Origin of the sequence: Corynebacterium sp. AOP40-4SA-5, from assembly GCF_052377355.1 — a bacterium.
Taxonomy (GTDB): Bacteria; Actinomycetota; Actinomycetes; order Mycobacteriales; family Mycobacteriaceae; genus Corynebacterium.
Map to the genome: position 1 here is coordinate 141686 of NZ_JBQSWS010000007.1, position 14829 is coordinate 156514.

16 protein-coding genes and 1 tRNA gene are annotated in these 14829 nt (G+C 68.4%); 9 read left to right on the forward strand and 8 right to left on the reverse strand.

Annotated elements, in window-relative coordinates:
- The first annotated feature begins 37 nt into the window (after window positions 1-37).
- Together ACT3S3_RS06365 and ACT3S3_RS06370 are read left to right on the forward strand one after the other, a co-directional pair.
- Window positions 38-110, forward strand: a tRNA-Arg gene (locus ACT3S3_RS06365).
- 132 nt (window positions 111-242) lie between these two features.
- Window positions 243-1184, forward strand: a complete 942-nt coding sequence (locus tag ACT3S3_RS06370) for an amidohydrolase family protein (protein ID WP_301443501.1) — start codon at window positions 243-245, stop codon at window positions 1182-1184.
- Between the two features lie 17 nt (window positions 1185-1201).
- On the opposite strand, the gene ACT3S3_RS06375 is transcribed toward ACT3S3_RS06370, so the two are convergent.
- The 8 genes from ACT3S3_RS06375 to ACT3S3_RS06410 all read right to left on the reverse strand — a co-directional run bounded on the left by ACT3S3_RS06375 (window position 1202) and on the right by ACT3S3_RS06410 (window position 10253).
- On the reverse strand, window positions 1202-1582 hold the full coding sequence (locus tag ACT3S3_RS06375; RefSeq protein WP_301443502.1) for a hypothetical protein: 381 nt from the start codon (window positions 1580-1582) through the stop codon (window positions 1202-1204).
- Window positions 1518-3713, reverse strand: a complete 2196-nt coding sequence (locus ACT3S3_RS06380) for an MMPL family transporter (protein WP_441578961.1) — start codon at window positions 3711-3713, stop codon at window positions 1518-1520. Before ACT3S3_RS06380 ends, ACT3S3_RS06375 begins: the two co-directional genes overlap by 65 nt.
- A gap of 106 nt (window positions 3714-3819) precedes the next feature.
- On the reverse strand, window positions 3820-4494 hold the full coding sequence (locus tag ACT3S3_RS06385) for a CE1759 family FMN reductase (RefSeq protein ID WP_441578960.1): 675 nt from the start codon (window positions 4492-4494) through the stop codon (window positions 3820-3822).
- The gene (locus tag ACT3S3_RS06390; protein WP_301443135.1) at window positions 4491-5618 is read right to left on the reverse strand and encodes an LLM class flavin-dependent oxidoreductase; all 1128 of its coding nucleotides are present in this window, start codon (window positions 5616-5618) and stop codon (window positions 4491-4493) included. The genes ACT3S3_RS06385 and ACT3S3_RS06390 overlap by 4 nt, the downstream gene beginning before the upstream one ends.
- A 36-nt stretch (window positions 5619-5654) precedes the next feature.
- Window positions 5655-6053: an MmcQ/YjbR family DNA-binding protein gene (locus tag ACT3S3_RS06395; protein ID WP_301443136.1), complete on the reverse strand. Its 399-nt coding sequence runs from the start codon at window positions 6051-6053 to the stop codon at window positions 5655-5657.
- Window positions 6046-8487, reverse strand: coding sequence for an HAD-IC family P-type ATPase (locus ACT3S3_RS06400; protein ID WP_301443137.1), 2442 nt, complete (start codon window positions 8485-8487; stop codon window positions 6046-6048). Before ACT3S3_RS06400 ends, ACT3S3_RS06395 begins: the two co-directional genes overlap by 8 nt.
- 17 nt (window positions 8488-8504) lie before the next feature.
- Complete coding sequence (locus ACT3S3_RS06405; protein ID WP_301443138.1) at window positions 8505-9275, reverse strand: enoyl-CoA hydratase; 771 nt, start codon at window positions 9273-9275, stop codon at window positions 8505-8507.
- 96 nt (window positions 9276-9371) lie between these two features.
- Window positions 9372-10253 carry an aldo/keto reductase gene (locus tag ACT3S3_RS06410; protein WP_301443139.1) on the reverse strand — a complete coding sequence of 294 codons (882 nt, stop codon included), beginning with the start codon at window positions 10251-10253 and terminating at the stop codon, window positions 9372-9374.
- A gap of 83 nt (window positions 10254-10336) precedes the next feature.
- Here ACT3S3_RS06410 and ACT3S3_RS06415 point away from each other — a divergent pair, with 83 nt between their 5' ends.
- From ACT3S3_RS06415 to ACT3S3_RS06445, 7 genes are all read left to right on the forward strand, one after another.
- The gene (locus ACT3S3_RS06415) at window positions 10337-10600 is read left to right on the forward strand and encodes a helix-turn-helix transcriptional regulator (RefSeq protein WP_301443140.1); all 264 of its coding nucleotides are present in this window, start codon (window positions 10337-10339) and stop codon (window positions 10598-10600) included.
- Window positions 10600-11112, forward strand: a complete 513-nt coding sequence (locus tag ACT3S3_RS06420; protein ID WP_301443141.1) for a hypothetical protein — start codon at window positions 10600-10602, stop codon at window positions 11110-11112. Before ACT3S3_RS06415 ends, ACT3S3_RS06420 begins: the two co-directional genes overlap by 1 nt.
- On the forward strand, window positions 11109-11660 hold the full coding sequence (locus ACT3S3_RS06425; RefSeq protein ID WP_301443142.1) for a hypothetical protein: 552 nt from the start codon (window positions 11109-11111) through the stop codon (window positions 11658-11660). The genes ACT3S3_RS06420 and ACT3S3_RS06425 overlap by 4 nt, the downstream gene beginning before the upstream one ends.
- A gap of 37 nt (window positions 11661-11697) precedes the next feature.
- On the forward strand, window positions 11698-12588 hold the full coding sequence (locus tag ACT3S3_RS06430) for an ABC transporter ATP-binding protein (protein ID WP_441583008.1): 891 nt from the start codon (window positions 11698-11700) through the stop codon (window positions 12586-12588).
- The gene (locus ACT3S3_RS06435) at window positions 12585-13802 is read left to right on the forward strand and encodes an ABC transporter permease (RefSeq protein WP_441579828.1); all 1218 of its coding nucleotides are present in this window, start codon (window positions 12585-12587) and stop codon (window positions 13800-13802) included. Before ACT3S3_RS06430 ends, ACT3S3_RS06435 begins: the two co-directional genes overlap by 4 nt.
- Before the next feature lie 78 nt (window positions 13803-13880).
- A complete protein-coding gene (locus ACT3S3_RS06440) occupies window positions 13881-14099 on the forward strand; it encodes a hypothetical protein (protein ID WP_301444242.1) in 219 nt (72 codons plus the stop codon).
- On the forward strand, window positions 14096-14764 hold the full coding sequence (locus ACT3S3_RS06445) for a Fic/DOC family protein (protein ID WP_301444241.1): 669 nt from the start codon (window positions 14096-14098) through the stop codon (window positions 14762-14764). Before ACT3S3_RS06440 ends, ACT3S3_RS06445 begins: the two co-directional genes overlap by 4 nt.
- Window positions 14765-14829: the final 65 nt, after the last annotated feature.

Here is a 14829-nt window from a genome sequence, read left to right on the forward strand (position 1 = left end):
GACGCCGCCGCCCCGGCACGGTACACTGTTGCGGTGCGCCCCAGTAGCTCAGGGGATAGAGCACCGCTCTCCTAAAGCGGGTGTCGGCAGTTCGAATCTGCCCTGGGGCACGGTCACACAAGCCGTCGGTCGACAAGACCGGCGGCTTGTTTCGTGCATCGGGCACCATCCCCGGGAGGCACACTCCACGGGTAGGATCGCGAACGTAAGATCCTTAACTTCGAGAGTCCGGGAGGTAGCCCATGCCACATGACCGCATCGACGTACACCAGCACATCATCCCGCCCCGGTGGCGGGAGGCGTTGGAGAGCACCGGGACGACCTCCGGGGGATGGCCCACGCCGGACTGGAGCCCGGCGTCCGCCGTCGACATGATGGACAGGCAGGGCATCGCGACCGGAGTCCTCTCGGTCACCTCCCCCGGCACTTCCTTCGAAGGTATCGACGACCCGCGGGGCCTGGCCCGCGCCGTCAACGACTTCGGCGCGGAACTGGCGAAGGACCGGCCGGACCGCTTCGGCACCTTCGCCTCGCTCCCGCTGCCCGACGCCGACGGGGCCGTCGAGGAGGCCGTGTACGCGTTGGACGTCCTGGGGTCGGACGGCGTCGTCCTGATGTCCAACGCCGGCGGGAAGTACCTGGGCGACCCGGACTACGAGCAGCTGTGGCAGGAACTGGACGCACGCGGCGCAGTGGTGTTCATCCACCCGGCACAACCACCGATGCCGCTGCTGGACGGCACCCCGGCCCCCATGGCCGACTACGTCTTCGACACGACCAGGACGGCGTTGAACATGGTGTTGGCCGGAGTGATGAACCGGTACACGGACATGAGGGTGATCCTTGCCCACGGCGGCGGATTCCTACCGTACGCCGCCTACCGTTTCGCCTCACTCACCGCGACGACGGTCGATACCGGATGTACCGAGGACAGCGTCCTGACCGCGATGAGACGCTTCTACTTCGACACTGCCCTGGCCTCCAGCCCGAGTTCGCTCCCCAGCCTCCTCGAGTTCGCCGCCCCCGGACACGTCCTCTACGGCAGCGACTGGCCCTTCGCCAACGAGAAGGCGGGAACCTACTTCAACTCCTTCCTCGAGACCTACGACGGATTCACCACCGGCCAGCAGCACGAGGTGAACCGCGGCGCGGCCGAGGTGTTGTTCCCCCGTCTGGTTCCCTGACTTCGGCCGGGGTCTGCCTACACTTCCCGGCCCTCCCACAACAGCGTGTGCCCCGACCACGGGATCGCGTCGGGTGTCACCTCGAACAGCTCGCCCGCCTGAAGCTGGCGCTCCTCCTCGCGTGCGTGCGGGCAGATGATGTCCACGACCGCCTCAGCCACCTGCTGCGCCTCGGAATCCGCGAAGCCGGTGGCATCCACGGGGCTGTCGGCACCCGAACCGATCGTCCGTATCCGCCGCTGCCCCACCGGCTGTCCGGGGTGCTCGATGGTCCACTGCTCCACCAGGGAAGCGGTGTCCTCTTCGTCCCCGTCGGTGAAGACCACCCCGACATCACGCCCCAGGCGTCGCTCCAGCTCGGTGATCACCTCCTGCTCCACCTCGGGCAGGATCAGCATGGTCACCAGTTCTGTGCGGCTCATGTCCACGCACCCTACCGGTTCTCCCCGGCCACCAGATCCGATCGCCGAGAATGTGCGTCAACGCCGGTACCAGGAACGAGCGCACCAGGAAGGTGTCGATCAGCACGCCCAGGGAGATGATGATCGCCAGCTGCACCAGGAACTGGATCGGGATGACCAGCAGCGCGGCAAAGGTCGCGGCCAGCACGATGCCCGCACTCGTGATCACCCCGCCGGTGCTGACCAGCCCGCGGCTGACCCCCTCGGCAGTGCCGTGGACCATGGACTCCTCGCGGACACGCGTCATGAGGAAGATGTTGTAGTCGATCGCCAACGCCACCAGGAACACGAACGCGTACAGCGGCACCGACGGATCAGACCCGCTGAACCCGACCAGCGAGAAGATCACCGCCCCCACGCCCAGCGCCGTACCGAAGCTCAGCACCGTGGTGGCCAGCAGCACCAGAGGTGCGACCACCGCGCGCAGCAGCAGCGCGAGCATCACCGTGATCACCAGCAGCACGATCGGGATGATCAGCGTACGGTCGGCGACGGAGGTCTCCTTGGTGTCCAGCTCGGTGGCGGTCGTCCCGCCGACCATCGCTCCTAAGTCCCCGACCTCCGCGCGGATCTCGCGCACGGTGTCCTCCGCCGCATCGGAGTACGGGGAGTCGGCGAGCGTGACCTCGAGCAGGATGTCTCCGTCGACCTCGGTGCGTCCTTCCGGGGAGTCAGCGCCGGTGGCGTCCACCGACGCCACACCGTTCAGCGCGGCCACCGCCGACTCCACCTCGTCCTGGTTCCCGGCGGGTGTGAGCACGTACGTCGGCGCCCCGGAACCGGCCGGGAAGTGCTCGTCGAGGACGTCCTGTCCGTCGCGCGCGTCACTCTGCCCGATCACGTAGTCGCTGGTGGGCACGCCGTCGGCGTCCAGGGCGAACAGGCCGGCGCACCCGGCCACCAGGACGACGCCGACGCCGGCGGCGATGCGTCGCGGGTGGCGTCCGACGACCTCCGCCACGCGTGGCCACAGCCCACCGCCGGACGCTGCGGCGTCCTGTGCGTCCTGTGCGTCGTGCGGCACGCGCGGCCAGAAGACCCGGCGCCCCAGCAGCGCCAGCACCGCCGGCAGGAACGTCAACGAGGTGAGGAACGCCGCGGCGATGCCCACCGCCGCCACCGGACCGAGCCCTGCGTTGGACGCCAGGTCGGACAGCAGCAGGCACAGCAGCCCCGCGCTCACCGTCGCCGCCGAGGCGAGCACCGGCTGCCACGTGCCGCGCAATGCCGCCACCGTCGCCGACCAGGCGTCCGGGTGACGTCCCAGTTCCTCGCGGTAACGTGCGGTGTACAGCAGCCCGTAGTCCGTGGCCGCGCCGATGACCAGGATGAACAGGATCCCCTGGATCTGGCCGTTGATCATCACCACCCCGGAGCGCGCCAGGGCCACGTTGACCAGCACCGCGGCGCACAGGGCCACCATCGAACTCAGCAGGACGATGAACGGCAGGAACGGCGAGCGGTACACCAGCACCAGGATCACCAGGACCGCGGCGACGGCGACGAGCAGGAGCAGGCCGTCGATGCCGGCGAAGGCCTCCGAGAGGTCCGCACTGAACCCGGCGGGGCCGGTGATGCGGGCGTCCAGGGTGTCCGGGAGAGCTTCGTTTAGGGCTGAGTTCAGGGCGTCGACCGCGTCCGCCGGGGCCACGCCCTCCGGCGGCAGGACGATGAGCTGCACCGCCTCACCGTCCTCCGAGGGGATCGGCGGGCTGGCCTCGGTGCCGGTGCCCTCACCCAGCCCGTCGACAGCGGCGATGAGCCGGTCGGGCAGATCAGCGAGGCCGGCCACGGTCGCGGGGTCCAGGGAGGTGTCGTCCTGACCGGTGAGCACCACGATCGCCGGGGCGGCCCCGGAGTCCTGGAAGTCCGCCAGCCGCTCGCCGACCTGCGTGGACTCGGCGGATTCGGGCAGGAAGGACGACTGGTCGTTGGTGGCGACCTCGCTGATCTCCCCGAACTTCGGGCCGCCGACGGCCGCGACCGCGAGCCACAGCAGGATCAGCAGGGCCGGGAGCAGTCGTCGCAGCAGGGTGGTCGGTGCGGTCGCTGTAGTTGCTGCGTGCACGGTGGCGTCTCCTCGGGCGTCGTCGCCACGGGAGCCCACGGCGTTGAGACCCAAGAGTGCCAGAAACCGGCACCCAGAATTCGGTGCCTAATCCATGTGCCGGAGGTCAGGAACCCGAGTGCGCCTTCAGCAGGGCCTCGAAGCCGCCGATACCGCCGGTGTCGGCGTCGCCAGAGGCGTCGTCAGATGCGGGGGCGGGGGCGGCGGTTCCACCCACCAGCCCGGTACCCAACTCTGCGGCCAGCTCGCGCCCGGCGCGGGCGATGCGCTCCTGCAGGTCACCGTCCTCCCCGTCGGACCCGGCCTCGCCGAACTCGCCGGTGGCGACGAAAACACCGGTCGGCAGGACCGTGGCCTGCAGGAACGACAGCAGCGGGCGCATGGCGTAGTCCAGCACCATCGAGTGCCGGGGCGTGCCGGCGGTGGCGACGAGGCTGACCGGAACTCCCCGCAGCGCGTGCTTCTCCAGGGTGTCGAAGAACATCTTGAACAGTCCGGCGTAGCTGCCCTGGAAGACCGGCGTGGCGGCGATCAGCGCGTCGGCACTGGAGACGAGCGCACGGGCACGGTCCAGCTCGGGGGTGGGGATCATGGTGGTCATGAACGTGGCCAGGTCGCCGGCCAGCGAGCGCAGGTCCACGATCTCGACGGCTGCGCCAGCACCCACCGCGGCGTCCGCCACACGCACGGCGATGTCGCTGGTGCTCGACGGGTTGCTCAGCCCCGCGTTGACGACGACCAGCGTCCGGTCGTTGCCCGGACCGTTCTGCAGGTTGCTCACTTCGTGCTCCTCTCCTTCACGGGGTCAACGTCGTGGAAGGGGTCGTCCATTCCCGCGGCCACGAGGGAGGCGTGGGACGGCGGCCCGGAGGGCACGTGCGCGGGGCGCCTGGCCTCGAGCTCACGGCGCAGCACCGGGACGACCTCGGTGCCGAGGATCTCGATCTGCTCCATCACGACCTCCTTCGGCAGTCCGGCGTGGTCGACGAGGAACATCTGGCGCTGGTAGTCGCCCACGGCGTCGGCGTAGCCGAGGTAACGCTCGATGACCTGGTCGACCGTGCCCACGGTCAGCGGGGTCATGCGGGTGAAGTCCTCCATGCTGGGGCCGTGGCCGTAGACCGGCGCGTTGTCGAAGTAGGGCCGGAAGAAGTCCTTGGCCTTCTGCTCGGTGTCGCCGATGAAGACCTGCCCGCCCAGGCCCACGATCGCCTGGTCGGCCGAGCCGTGGCCGTAGTGCTCGAAGCGTTCACGGTAGGTGTTCACCATCTGTGCGGTGTGCTCGATGTTCCAGAAGATGTGGTTGTGGAAGAAGCCGTCGCCGTAGTACGCGGCCTGCTCGGCGATCTCCGGGGAGCGGATCGAGCCGTGCCAGACGAACGGCGGGACGTCGTCCAGCGGACGCGGCGTGGCGGTGAAGTTCTGCAGCGGCGTGCGGAACTCGCCCTTCCAGGAGACGTCCTGCTCACGCCACAGTCGGCGCAGCAGGTGGTAGTTCTCCACGGCCAGCGGGATGCCCCGGCGGATGTCCTTGCCGAACCAGGGGTACACCGGGCCGGTGTTGCCGCGGCCCATCATCAGGTCGATGCGTCCGCCGGTGAGGTGCTGGGCGTAGGCGTAGTCCTCCGCCAGACGGACCGGGTCGTTGGTGGTGATCAGGGTGGTGGCGGTGGAGAACCGGATGTTCTCGGTCACCGCGGCGAGGTGGGCCATGAGGATCGGCGGGTTCGCCGGGGCGACGAAGGGCGGGTTGTGGTGCTCGCCGGTGGCGAAGACGTCGAGGCCGACCTCCTCGGCCTTCTTCGCGTACTCGACGGTGTCGGCGATGCGCTCGTGTTCGCTGGGGGTGCGTCCGGTGGTGGGGTCCGTTGTGACGTCACCGATGGTGAAGATTCCGAAGTCCATGTCCCCATGATCCACCCAAAGTAGATGACATGTCAACTACTTTGGGTGGATCCCCGGTTTCCCGAAGGTCTCCGGGTCGATCGGCCAGCGCTTCCGCGGCAGGTTGTTGGCAACCACCAGACGGTAGGACTCGGTCACCAGCTCGCGCACCAGATCCTCTTCTAACCCCTCACCGTTCCCCGGTTTCAGGGTGATCCAGTGCCGCTTGTTCATGTGGTAGCCCGGCGTGATCAGCCGGTACTGCTCCCGCAACGCCGTCGACTCCACCGGGTCGGACTTCAGGATCACGATCGGCTCACCGGTGACCTCCGTGAGCAGCATGAAGACCTTGCCGTGCACCTTGTGCACCTCCCAGTCCGGCCCGAAGGGCGCGGTCGGACGCGCCCCCGGCAGCTCCTCCGCGCGCTCACGCGCGACCTCCTGCGGCTCACGCATCGGCGTCCTCCTTACTCAGCGCTTCCTGCGTTTTCTGTGTTTTCTGTGTTTTCCGTGTCCTACGCGCCCACCACTGCACCAGCCGATGCACCGCCTCGATCGCCGCACAGCCCACCGCGCCGACCACCAGACCGGTCAGCATCAGGCCGGTGTTGCCGGGCTCCAGCAGCACCAGCTCGCGCAGGAACGGCACCGTGAACAGCAGCACGTAGCCGGTCACGCAGCCCACCAGCAGCAGCACCTTCCACCACACCAGCGGCCGTGCCACGATGCCCAGCACCCACAGCCCCATCACGATCAGCGCCAAAAGCACCGCCGTGCCCGCCTGGGCCCGCTCCATCGCCGGGGCGTCGCCACCGGGGTACACCACGATCCACATCGCCACGGCGATGCCGCCGACAAGCACGCCGGACGGCACGGCCAGTGCGAGCACGCGGCGCAGGAAGCCGTCCCGCGGACGCTCGTTGTTCGGCGCCAGCGCCAGGATGAACGCCGGGATCCCGATGGTGAACCAGCCGGTGATGGTCACGTGGATCGGCTGGAACGGGAAGGACATGCCCAGCACCGCCACCACCAGCGCCAGCACCACCGAGTACACGGTCTTGGTGAGGAAGAGGTTCGCCACCCGCTCGATGTTGCCGATCACCCGGCGGCCCTCCCCCACCACCCGCGGCAGCGCGGAGAACCGGTTGTCCAGCAGCACCAGCTGAGCCACGCTGCGCGTCGCCGGGGCACCCGCACCCATGGCCACGCCGATGTCTGCCTTCTTCAACGCCAGCACGTCGTTGACCCCGTCGCCGGTCATCGCCACCGTGCGCCCCGCCCGGTGCAGTGAGCCGACCATCTGCTGCTTCTGCTCGGGACGCACCCGGCCGAAGACGTTGGCGCGGGCGACCTCGGCGTCGAAGTCCTCCTCCGACAGGTCGTCGAGGTCGCGGGCGTCCACGGCAACCAGCTCGTGGTCGGTGGCACCGCGGGCGACGGCGGCCACGGAGTCCGGGTTGTCACCGGAGATGATCTTCAGGTCCACGTCCTGGGTGTCGAAGAAGTCGAGCGTCTCGCGGGCATCGGGACGCAGCTGCTGGCCGAGCGCGACGAGCGTCGGGTCCTGGAGTGTCGGTACGGTCGAGCCGTCCTGCGCGGGTGTGCCGTCCACCCGCCCGAACGCCAGGACGCGCAGTCCCCGGTCGCCGAGCTCGCGGGCGGTCGCCGCGGCGACCCCGTCGGCGAGCAGGACGTCCGGCGCGCCGAGGATCCAAGCGGCGTCCTCCAGCTGCACGCCGGAGTACTTCCACGCCGACCCGAAGGGAATCTCCGTGCCCTCGAAAGGGTCCGGCGCGGATTCCCCGTCAGCGTCCCCGAAGGACGCCAGGATCGCCTCGGCGGTGGTGTTGCGGTCCTGCTGGGACGCCACCAGGCGGCCCAACGCCTCGCGCGCCGCGGGCGACGCCACGGACCCGTCGGCGGCGTAGACGCCGTCCAACTCCATCTCGTTGGTGGTCAGCGTGCCGGTCTTGTCCGTGCACACCGTGTTCACGCGGGCCAGGCCCTCGATCGCGACGAGCTCGTTGACCAGCGCCTTGTACCTGCCGAGGCGTACCACCCCGGCGGCGAAGGCGATGGACGTCATCAGCACCAGCCCCTCGGGGACCATCGGCACGATCGCCGCCGCCATCGACAGGATCGACTCGCGCACGCCGGTGCCGGAACGCACCAGCTGCGTCCAGATCGTGAGCACACCGGTGGGGATCAGCAGCCAGGTGATCACCCGCAGGATGGAGTTGATGCCGCTCATCAGCACCGAGTCGGTCAGCGAGAACTCGCTGGCCTCGGCGGCGAGCTTGGCGGCGTAGGCGTCCTGCCCCACCCGCCCGGCGCGGAACACCGCGGTGCCGGCGGAGACGAAGGACCCGGAGAGCACCTCGTCGCCGACCTGCTTGGACACCGCGTCCGCCTCACCGGTGAGCTGCGACTCGTCGACGGAGAAGCCGCTGTCGACCACGGCCACCAGTGGGCCGTCGACCACGATCTCGTCGCCGGTGCGCACCACGACCAGGTCGTCCACCACGACCTCGGACTGGTGCACGGTGCGGCGTTCCCCGTCGCGCAGCACGGTGGGCTGCGTCTCCCCGACGATGCGCAGGTTGGACAGCGTGCGCTTGGCACGCAGCTCCTGGATTACCCCCACCGCCGAGTTGGCGATGATCAGCAGGCCGAACGCCGCGTTGATCCACGACCCGGTGGACAGCACGATCACGCACAGCACGCCGAGGATCGCGTTGACCCGGGTGAAGACGTTCGCCCGGATGATCTGCCACACACTGCGGCCGGTACTGCGTCCGACCTCGTTCGTCCTGCCCTCACGGACGCGCTGCGCCACCTCCGCCGAGCTCAGCCCGGTCAGGTCACCGCCGATGTTCTGGGACACCGCCATCTACCTTCCTCGAAAACCTACCGTCCCTCGAAGACCGGGGGACGCTTCTCCTCACGGGCCCGGCGCGCCTCCGCGGCGTCGCGACTGAGCCAGCAGGCCCCGCCGAGCCGGTCGATCTCCCCGGCGAGCTCCTCGTCCGGTGACGGGTTGTTCATCGCCAGCTTGAAGTAGTGCATCGGCATCGGCGCCTGGCCGGCCATGGTGCGGACCAGCTCCAGGGCGTCGTGCGCAGGACCGCCGAGTGTGGCGAACCCGGTGGACACGGCCATGGCCTGGCCCACCTGCGCCCCGGCGATCAGCACGTTGCGCGCCACCGAGCCGCCGAGCAGCTCCACCGCACGGGCGACCGTCCAGCGGTCGAGGCTGAAACCGTGACGCACCGCGGGCACCCACACCCGCGCCTTCGGGCCCATCACCCGCAGGTCACAGGCGAGCACGAGCTGGCAGCCCGCGCCGACCGCCGGGCCCTGCACGTCGGCGACGATTGGCACCGGGGCCTCGGTGACGGCCCGGATCATACGTTCGAGACTGCCGAAGAAGTCGGTGGCGTACACCCCGCCCTTCAGGTTCGCGCCCGCGCAGAAGGCGGGTCCCTCGGCGCGCAGGAGGATCACGCGCACCGGGTCGCCGGAAGCTACAAAGCCCTCCACCGCCTCGGCGACGGCCACGCACACGTCCGCGTCCAGCGCATTGCGCCGTTCCGGACGGCACAGCGTGATGATGCCGACTCCCGGCGTGGTGCCGTCGCGCGTGACCCGTACCCCTGATCCCGCCTGTGCCTCTGCCATACCCTCAACTGCCTTCCCGTCCGGTTGGTCTCCGGTGGCCCATTGTCCCCGAAAGTTCCGGCGGCGGTGGGGTGAACACCTCAAACGAGGGGCAGGTCACTCCTCCGGGACGCCGAAGGACGCCTCGCGCGGGTCCGCGCCGACACGCCCGGCGGCGGCCTCGTCGTCGTCCAGGGCGGTGATGCGGTCGATCTGCTCGTCGCTGAGCTCGAAACCGTCCACGTCGAGGTTCTCCTTCACCCGCTCGGCCTTGCTGGAGCGCGGGAACACCACGATGCCCTGCTGCAGGTGCCAGCGCACGATGACCTGCGCGGCGGACGCCCCGACCTCATCGGCCACGGCCGTGACGACCGGGTGGTCCAGCAGTCCACGGCCCAGCGGCGACCAGGCCTCGGTGACGATGCCGCGCTTGGCGTCGTCGGCGCGCTGCGCCTGCTGGGACAGGCCCGGGTGCAGCTCGATCTGGTTGACGGCCGGGACCACACCGGTGGCGTCGATGATCTCGTCGAGCACCTCCGGGTAGAAGTTCGACACACCGATGGAGGTCGTCTTACCCGCCTCGCGCGCCTCGATCAGCGCGCGCCACGCATCGACGTAACGGCCGTAGGACGGCACGGGCCAGTGGATCAGCCACAGGTCGACGTGGTCGAGACCGAGGTTCGCCAGGGAGGTGTCGATCGCCCCGGCGGCCTTGCCCGGTGCCTGGTCGGCGTTCCAGAGCTTGGTGGTCACGTAGAGGTCGTCGCGGGTGACCTCACCCTCGGCGATGGCGTCGGCGATGGCACGTCCCACGTCCGACTCATTGCCGTAGGCCGCGGCGGTGTCGATGTGGCGGGCGCCGGCGCTGATCGCCGCGCGGGTGGAGGCGTAGGCGTCCTCCGGGGAGAGCTCCCACACGCCCAGGCCGAGCTGCGGGATCTCGTGGCCGTCGTTGAGCGTGACTGTCTGCGCTGTTTGCGCTGTTTCTGCGTTGGTCATGGCCGCCAGCGTAGGCCTGCCCCTGGTCCGTCCGCCACCTAAAATTCTTGACAAGTCATTGGGTTTATACAACACTTTGTGTCATGTCCCCGAAGAAGAAGCCCGCCACCCCGATCCACAACAGGATCCGGGTGCTGCGCGCGGAACGGGACATGTCGCGCGCGGACCTGGCGGCACTCATCGACGTGAACCCACAGACCGTGGGCGCACTGGAACGCGGCGACCACTCCCCCAGCCTCGACCTGGCCTTCCGCGTCTGCGAGGTCTTCGACCTCCCCGTCGCCGCGGTGTTCAGCCGCACGGAGTTCGGCCCCATGTCCACCGAGATCTACCGGAAGGATCAGTGATGAAACGGTCAGTACCGAAGATCGTCACCTACCGTCAGCGACTCGTACTCACCGCACATGTCGGCATCGCCCTCGTCATCTGCGCTGCGGTCCTCTCCCTGACGTCGACCGGGTTTGCCTTTGTCTGCTGGATGATCGGAGACCTCGTGGCCGTGACGGCTATCTTTCTTCTCCGTCGTAGCGTTCACCACCAGGACCGGCGACCGGAGCAGGACCTCGACGAGTACGAGCTGCAGCGCCGCAACAAGGCGCTGCGCGGAGCCCTGGGCACCTGCATCTGCTTCATCATGCTCGCCCTGTTGGCGTTCTCTTTGGTCCCGCTCGTCAGATTGAGCGGCGATGATCCTCGGTCGGCACTGAATTCCGTGGTCCGCGCACTCCAGGCCTGCAGCTACATGACATTTGCCGCGATTCTCTACATTCCCCTGCAGATACTCCAGGGCATCGCGGGCGGCATGAACAAGGACCTCCTCGTCTCCGTGGAACACCGGGAAGAGGTGCCAGCATCATGAGCGTCCTCACCAGAGTCAACGACTGGGCAGAGAACCGAGCCGAGAACCGCGCCGAGCGCTGGCGGCGCCGCGAGGAGACCCTGTCCACCCAGGCACCGTCCTGGCGGACCGAGGCCCGTGTCCGCCTCCTGATCAGGATCTACCTGTGGTCCCTCGTGCTCGGGGTGGCCACCACCGTGGCACAGATCTTTTGGCTGCCGCTGATCCTCGCGTGGCTGCCCTTCACCGTCATCGTCTGCGTGAGCTGGACGATGCTGCGCACCGTGATCAACACCCGCGACGTGGCCCCGGACTCCGAGCTCGACGAGTACGAGGCGAAGGTCTTGAGCACCTGGCAGTCCGTCGCCTACGGCTGGACCACCCTGTTCCTCCTGGTCGTCGCGCTGTTCATGATCTTCGTCGCCGTCGCGAACCCGGAGAGCCTGCACCGCTGGGTCTACACCGGCGGCCTGCTGACCGTTCTCTCGATGATGGCAGCGACGGCGATGCCCACCATCGCCTACGCCACGACCTTCGGCCCCGTTCCGGTTCCCCCACCAAACAACTAGTCTGGCCACCACGTCCCCACAACCAGAGGAGCAACCCGTGCCCACCCTGGAAATCGACCACCTCAACAAGACCTTCGGCAGCGGCGACTCCGCCGTCCGCGCCCTGACCGACATGACCTTCACCGTGCGACCCGGCGAGGTCTACGGTTTCGTCGGATCCAACGGTGCCGGCAAATCCACCGCCATGCGCATCGCGCTCGGCGTGCTGACCTCGGACACCGGGGAGGCCCGCGTAGACGGCACCCCGATCAACGACGACATCCGCCGCACCATCGGATACATGCCCGAGGAACGCGGCCTCTACGACAAGGAGAAGATCGCCGACCAGCTGATCTTCTTCGGACGCCTGCACGGACTCACCAAGCAGGCCGCCACCACCGCCACCGACGAGCTCCTCGAGCAGCTCGGCCTGACCGAGCGCGCCAACTCCAAACTCCAGGAGCTCTCCCTCGGTAACCAGCAGCGCGTGCAGCTGGCCGCCTCCCTGGTGCACCACCCCGAGCTGCTCATCCTCGACGAGCCGTTCAGCGGTCTCGACCCCGTCGCGGTCTCGGTGATGAGCGAGCTGCTGCTGGCGAAGGCCGCCGAGGGCGTGCCGGTCCTCTTCTCCTCCCACCAGCTCGACCTGGTGCAGCGACTGTGCCACCGGGTGGGCATCATCACCAAGGGCCAGATGAAGGCCGAGGGCACGGTGGACGACCTGCGCGACCGCGGCCCCGTCCTCTACGAGGTCCGCACCACCGCGCGGGACTGGTACCCGGCGGGCACGCGGGTCGTCGAGTCGGACGCGGATTCCGTCGTCCTGGACGCCGGACACGTCGGCGACCAGCAGATCCTCCACGCCGCGCTCGACGCGGGCACCGTCCACGGCTTCTCCCGCCGCGTCCCCGACCTGACCGATCTTTTCAAGGAGGTCGTCTCTTCATGACCACGCGAACCCCCGAGCGAACCCCCGCTCCCGCCCCCTCCGGCTACTCGCGCGCCGGTGCGATCCGCACCGTCACCGAGCGTGAGATCCAGGTCGCCACGAAGAACAAGGCGATCATCGCCACCTTCATCATCGTGCTCGTCGGCGTGATCGCCGCGGTGTTCATCGTCAACTTCTTCACCGGCAGAGACAGCGACAACCCCGAACTCGTCGTCGGCGGCACGGACTCCTCCGTCGTCTCCGAGATCGCCGGCGACGGTATCGACGTCAGTGCGGTCGACGACCGGGACGCCGCGGTCTCGGCGGTCCAGGACGGGAAGGACGCCGCACTCGTCCGCACGTCCGACGGTTTCGAGCTCATCGCCGACGGCACGCCGGACCCGGCCGTCGCCGCTGCCGCGCAGGCCGCGGCGTCCGCCATCGCCCAGAACGAGGCGCTGGACGCCGTGGGCGTGGATCCCGACGACTTCGCCGCCTCACTCCCCGACGCGGCGGTGACGACCGTCGACGTCTCCGAGGACGCCCAGGACGACAACATCGCCGCCGTGGTGACCACCATGCTCGGCACCTCGGTCATCCTGATGTTCATCATGATCTTCGCCGGCAACGTGGGCGGACGGGTCACCGAGGAGAAGTCCTCGCGCGTCGTCGAGATCATCCTCGCCACCATCCGTCCGATCGACCTGCTCGTCGGCAAGATCCTGGCGATGCTGATCATCGGTTCCATCGGCACGGTGGTGATCCTCGGAGCCGCATTCGCCGCGCTCGGGATGACGGGCATGCTCACCGACATCCAGATCGACGCGGCGACGATTCCGGTGCTCCTGGTCTCCTTCATCCTGGGCATGCTCTTCTTCAGTGCACTGTGGGCGGCCGCCGGGTCACTGGTGAGCAAGGCCGAGGACCTGAGCAGCACACAGATGCCGGTGATGCTCGTCTTCTTCGTGGTGCTGTACCCGCCGATCTTCGGCTGGAGCGCACCGGACTCCACGGTGATGCAGGTGCTTTCGTGGGTGCCGCCGATGTCGCTGGGTGTCGCGCCGATGCGCTACGCCTCCGGAGACATGTCGCTGGGGCTGCTGGTCGCGTCCTTCGCGCTGCTGGCGCTGACCATCTTCCTGGTGCTGCTGCTGGTCGCCCGGATCTACCGTGGTTCGATCCTCAACAACGGCAAGAAGATGACCTGGATGCGCGCCATCAAGGCCGGAAAGTAAAACATTTCCGCTGTTCAGATCGCCTTTCCTTGGTAGACTGTGGTGGTCGTCGACCACCACAGGAAGGCCCTGAGAACCGTGACAGACCACCGCACCGAGGACCAGAAAGCCGCCGCCGTCGACGCGTCGATGACCATGGCCGGCCAACCCTTGAGCCAGGACACCGAGGCCGAGGTCCGGCGGATCCTCCGGGGTGAAACCAGCGCCGACAACTCGGTGCTGGCGATGCTGGAGCACGACGGCTACGGCGATTCCACCCATGCCCGCGAACTGCGCGAGCGGGTGGCCGGGGCATGACGGGCAGTTTCCCGGAGAACTTCTTCAGCATCACCGACCTCGCGGAACTGGAGTCGCTGGCCGGACGGACCGCCGCCCTGCGCCTGGCCGAACTCGAGCGCGGCGATCCCCTGACCAGCTTCACCCGTGATGAACTGGTCAGGGTCCACTCGTACCTGATGCAGGACGTGTACCCGTGGGCGGGTGCTGTGCGCACCACCGAGGTCGGTGCGATGGGCATGGCGATGTGCCGCGCCCAGTTCGTCGACAAGGAACTCGACCGGGTGCTCCACGACATCGACCGCAAGCCCCCGTCGGACTCGGACCTCGACGCGGCGGTGCGCACCGTCGCCGACCACTGGTCGGAGATGACGATGGTGCATCCCTTCCAGGACGGCAACAGCCGGACGCAACGCTACTTCTTCGACCAGCTGCTCCGGCACGTCGGCTGGACGGTGGACTGGACGCGGATCAACGCCGAGCAGGTGCACGCCGCCCGCTACGTCGGTGCCGCGACGGTCGACCCGTCCTACCTCGCGCAGATGCTGCGCCCGGGTGTGCTTGCCGACGGTGCAGGTCCGGACACTGATGCAACTAGTGACGACCGTTCCTCCGCCGAGATCTTCCACGACATGATGACCTTCCGTCGCAACAACCCCCGCGGAACCCCGTATATGGTGCACTAACGACCGCTGTTCGAACAGGTGCACGTTTCATGTCCGGGCCCTGGTATACACTTCGTCCAACAAAT

Excerpts from the sequence above, each read along its gene's own strand:
- ACT3S3_RS06435 (WP_441579828.1), top strand. The coding sequence starts at position 12,585 with ATGACCACGCGAACCCCCGAGCGAACCCCCGCTCCCGCCCCCTCCGGC.
- ACT3S3_RS06445 (WP_301444241.1), top strand. The coding sequence starts at position 14,096 with ATGACGGGCAGTTTCCCGGAGAACTTCTTCAGCATCACCGACCTCGCG.
- ACT3S3_RS06425 (WP_301443142.1), top strand. The coding sequence starts at position 11,109 with ATGAGCGTCCTCACCAGAGTCAACGACTGGGCAGAGAACCGAGCCGAG.
- ACT3S3_RS06410 (WP_301443139.1), bottom strand. The coding sequence starts at position 10,253 with ATGACCAACGCAGAAACAGCGCAAACAGCGCAGACAGTCACGCTCAAC.
- ACT3S3_RS06370 (WP_301443501.1), top strand. The coding sequence starts at position 243 with ATGCCACATGACCGCATCGACGTACACCAGCACATCATCCCGCCCCGG.
- ACT3S3_RS06420 (WP_301443141.1), top strand. The coding sequence starts at position 10,600 with ATGAAACGGTCAGTACCGAAGATCGTCACCTACCGTCAGCGACTCGTA.
- ACT3S3_RS06405 (WP_301443138.1), bottom strand. The coding sequence starts at position 9,275 with ATGGCAGAGGCACAGGCGGGATCAGGGGTACGGGTCACGCGCGACGGC.
- ACT3S3_RS06415 (WP_301443140.1), top strand. The coding sequence starts at position 10,337 with ATGTCCCCGAAGAAGAAGCCCGCCACCCCGATCCACAACAGGATCCGG.
- ACT3S3_RS06395 (WP_301443136.1), bottom strand. The coding sequence starts at position 6,053 with ATGCGTGAGCCGCAGGAGGTCGCGCGTGAGCGCGCGGAGGAGCTGCCG.
- ACT3S3_RS06375 (WP_301443502.1), bottom strand. The coding sequence starts at position 1,582 with ATGCTGATCCTGCCCGAGGTGGAGCAGGAGGTGATCACCGAGCTGGAG.
- ACT3S3_RS06400 (WP_301443137.1), bottom strand. The coding sequence starts at position 8,487 with ATGGCGGTGTCCCAGAACATCGGCGGTGACCTGACCGGGCTGAGCTCG.
- ACT3S3_RS06390 (WP_301443135.1), bottom strand. The coding sequence starts at position 5,618 with ATGGACTTCGGAATCTTCACCATCGGTGACGTCACAACGGACCCCACC.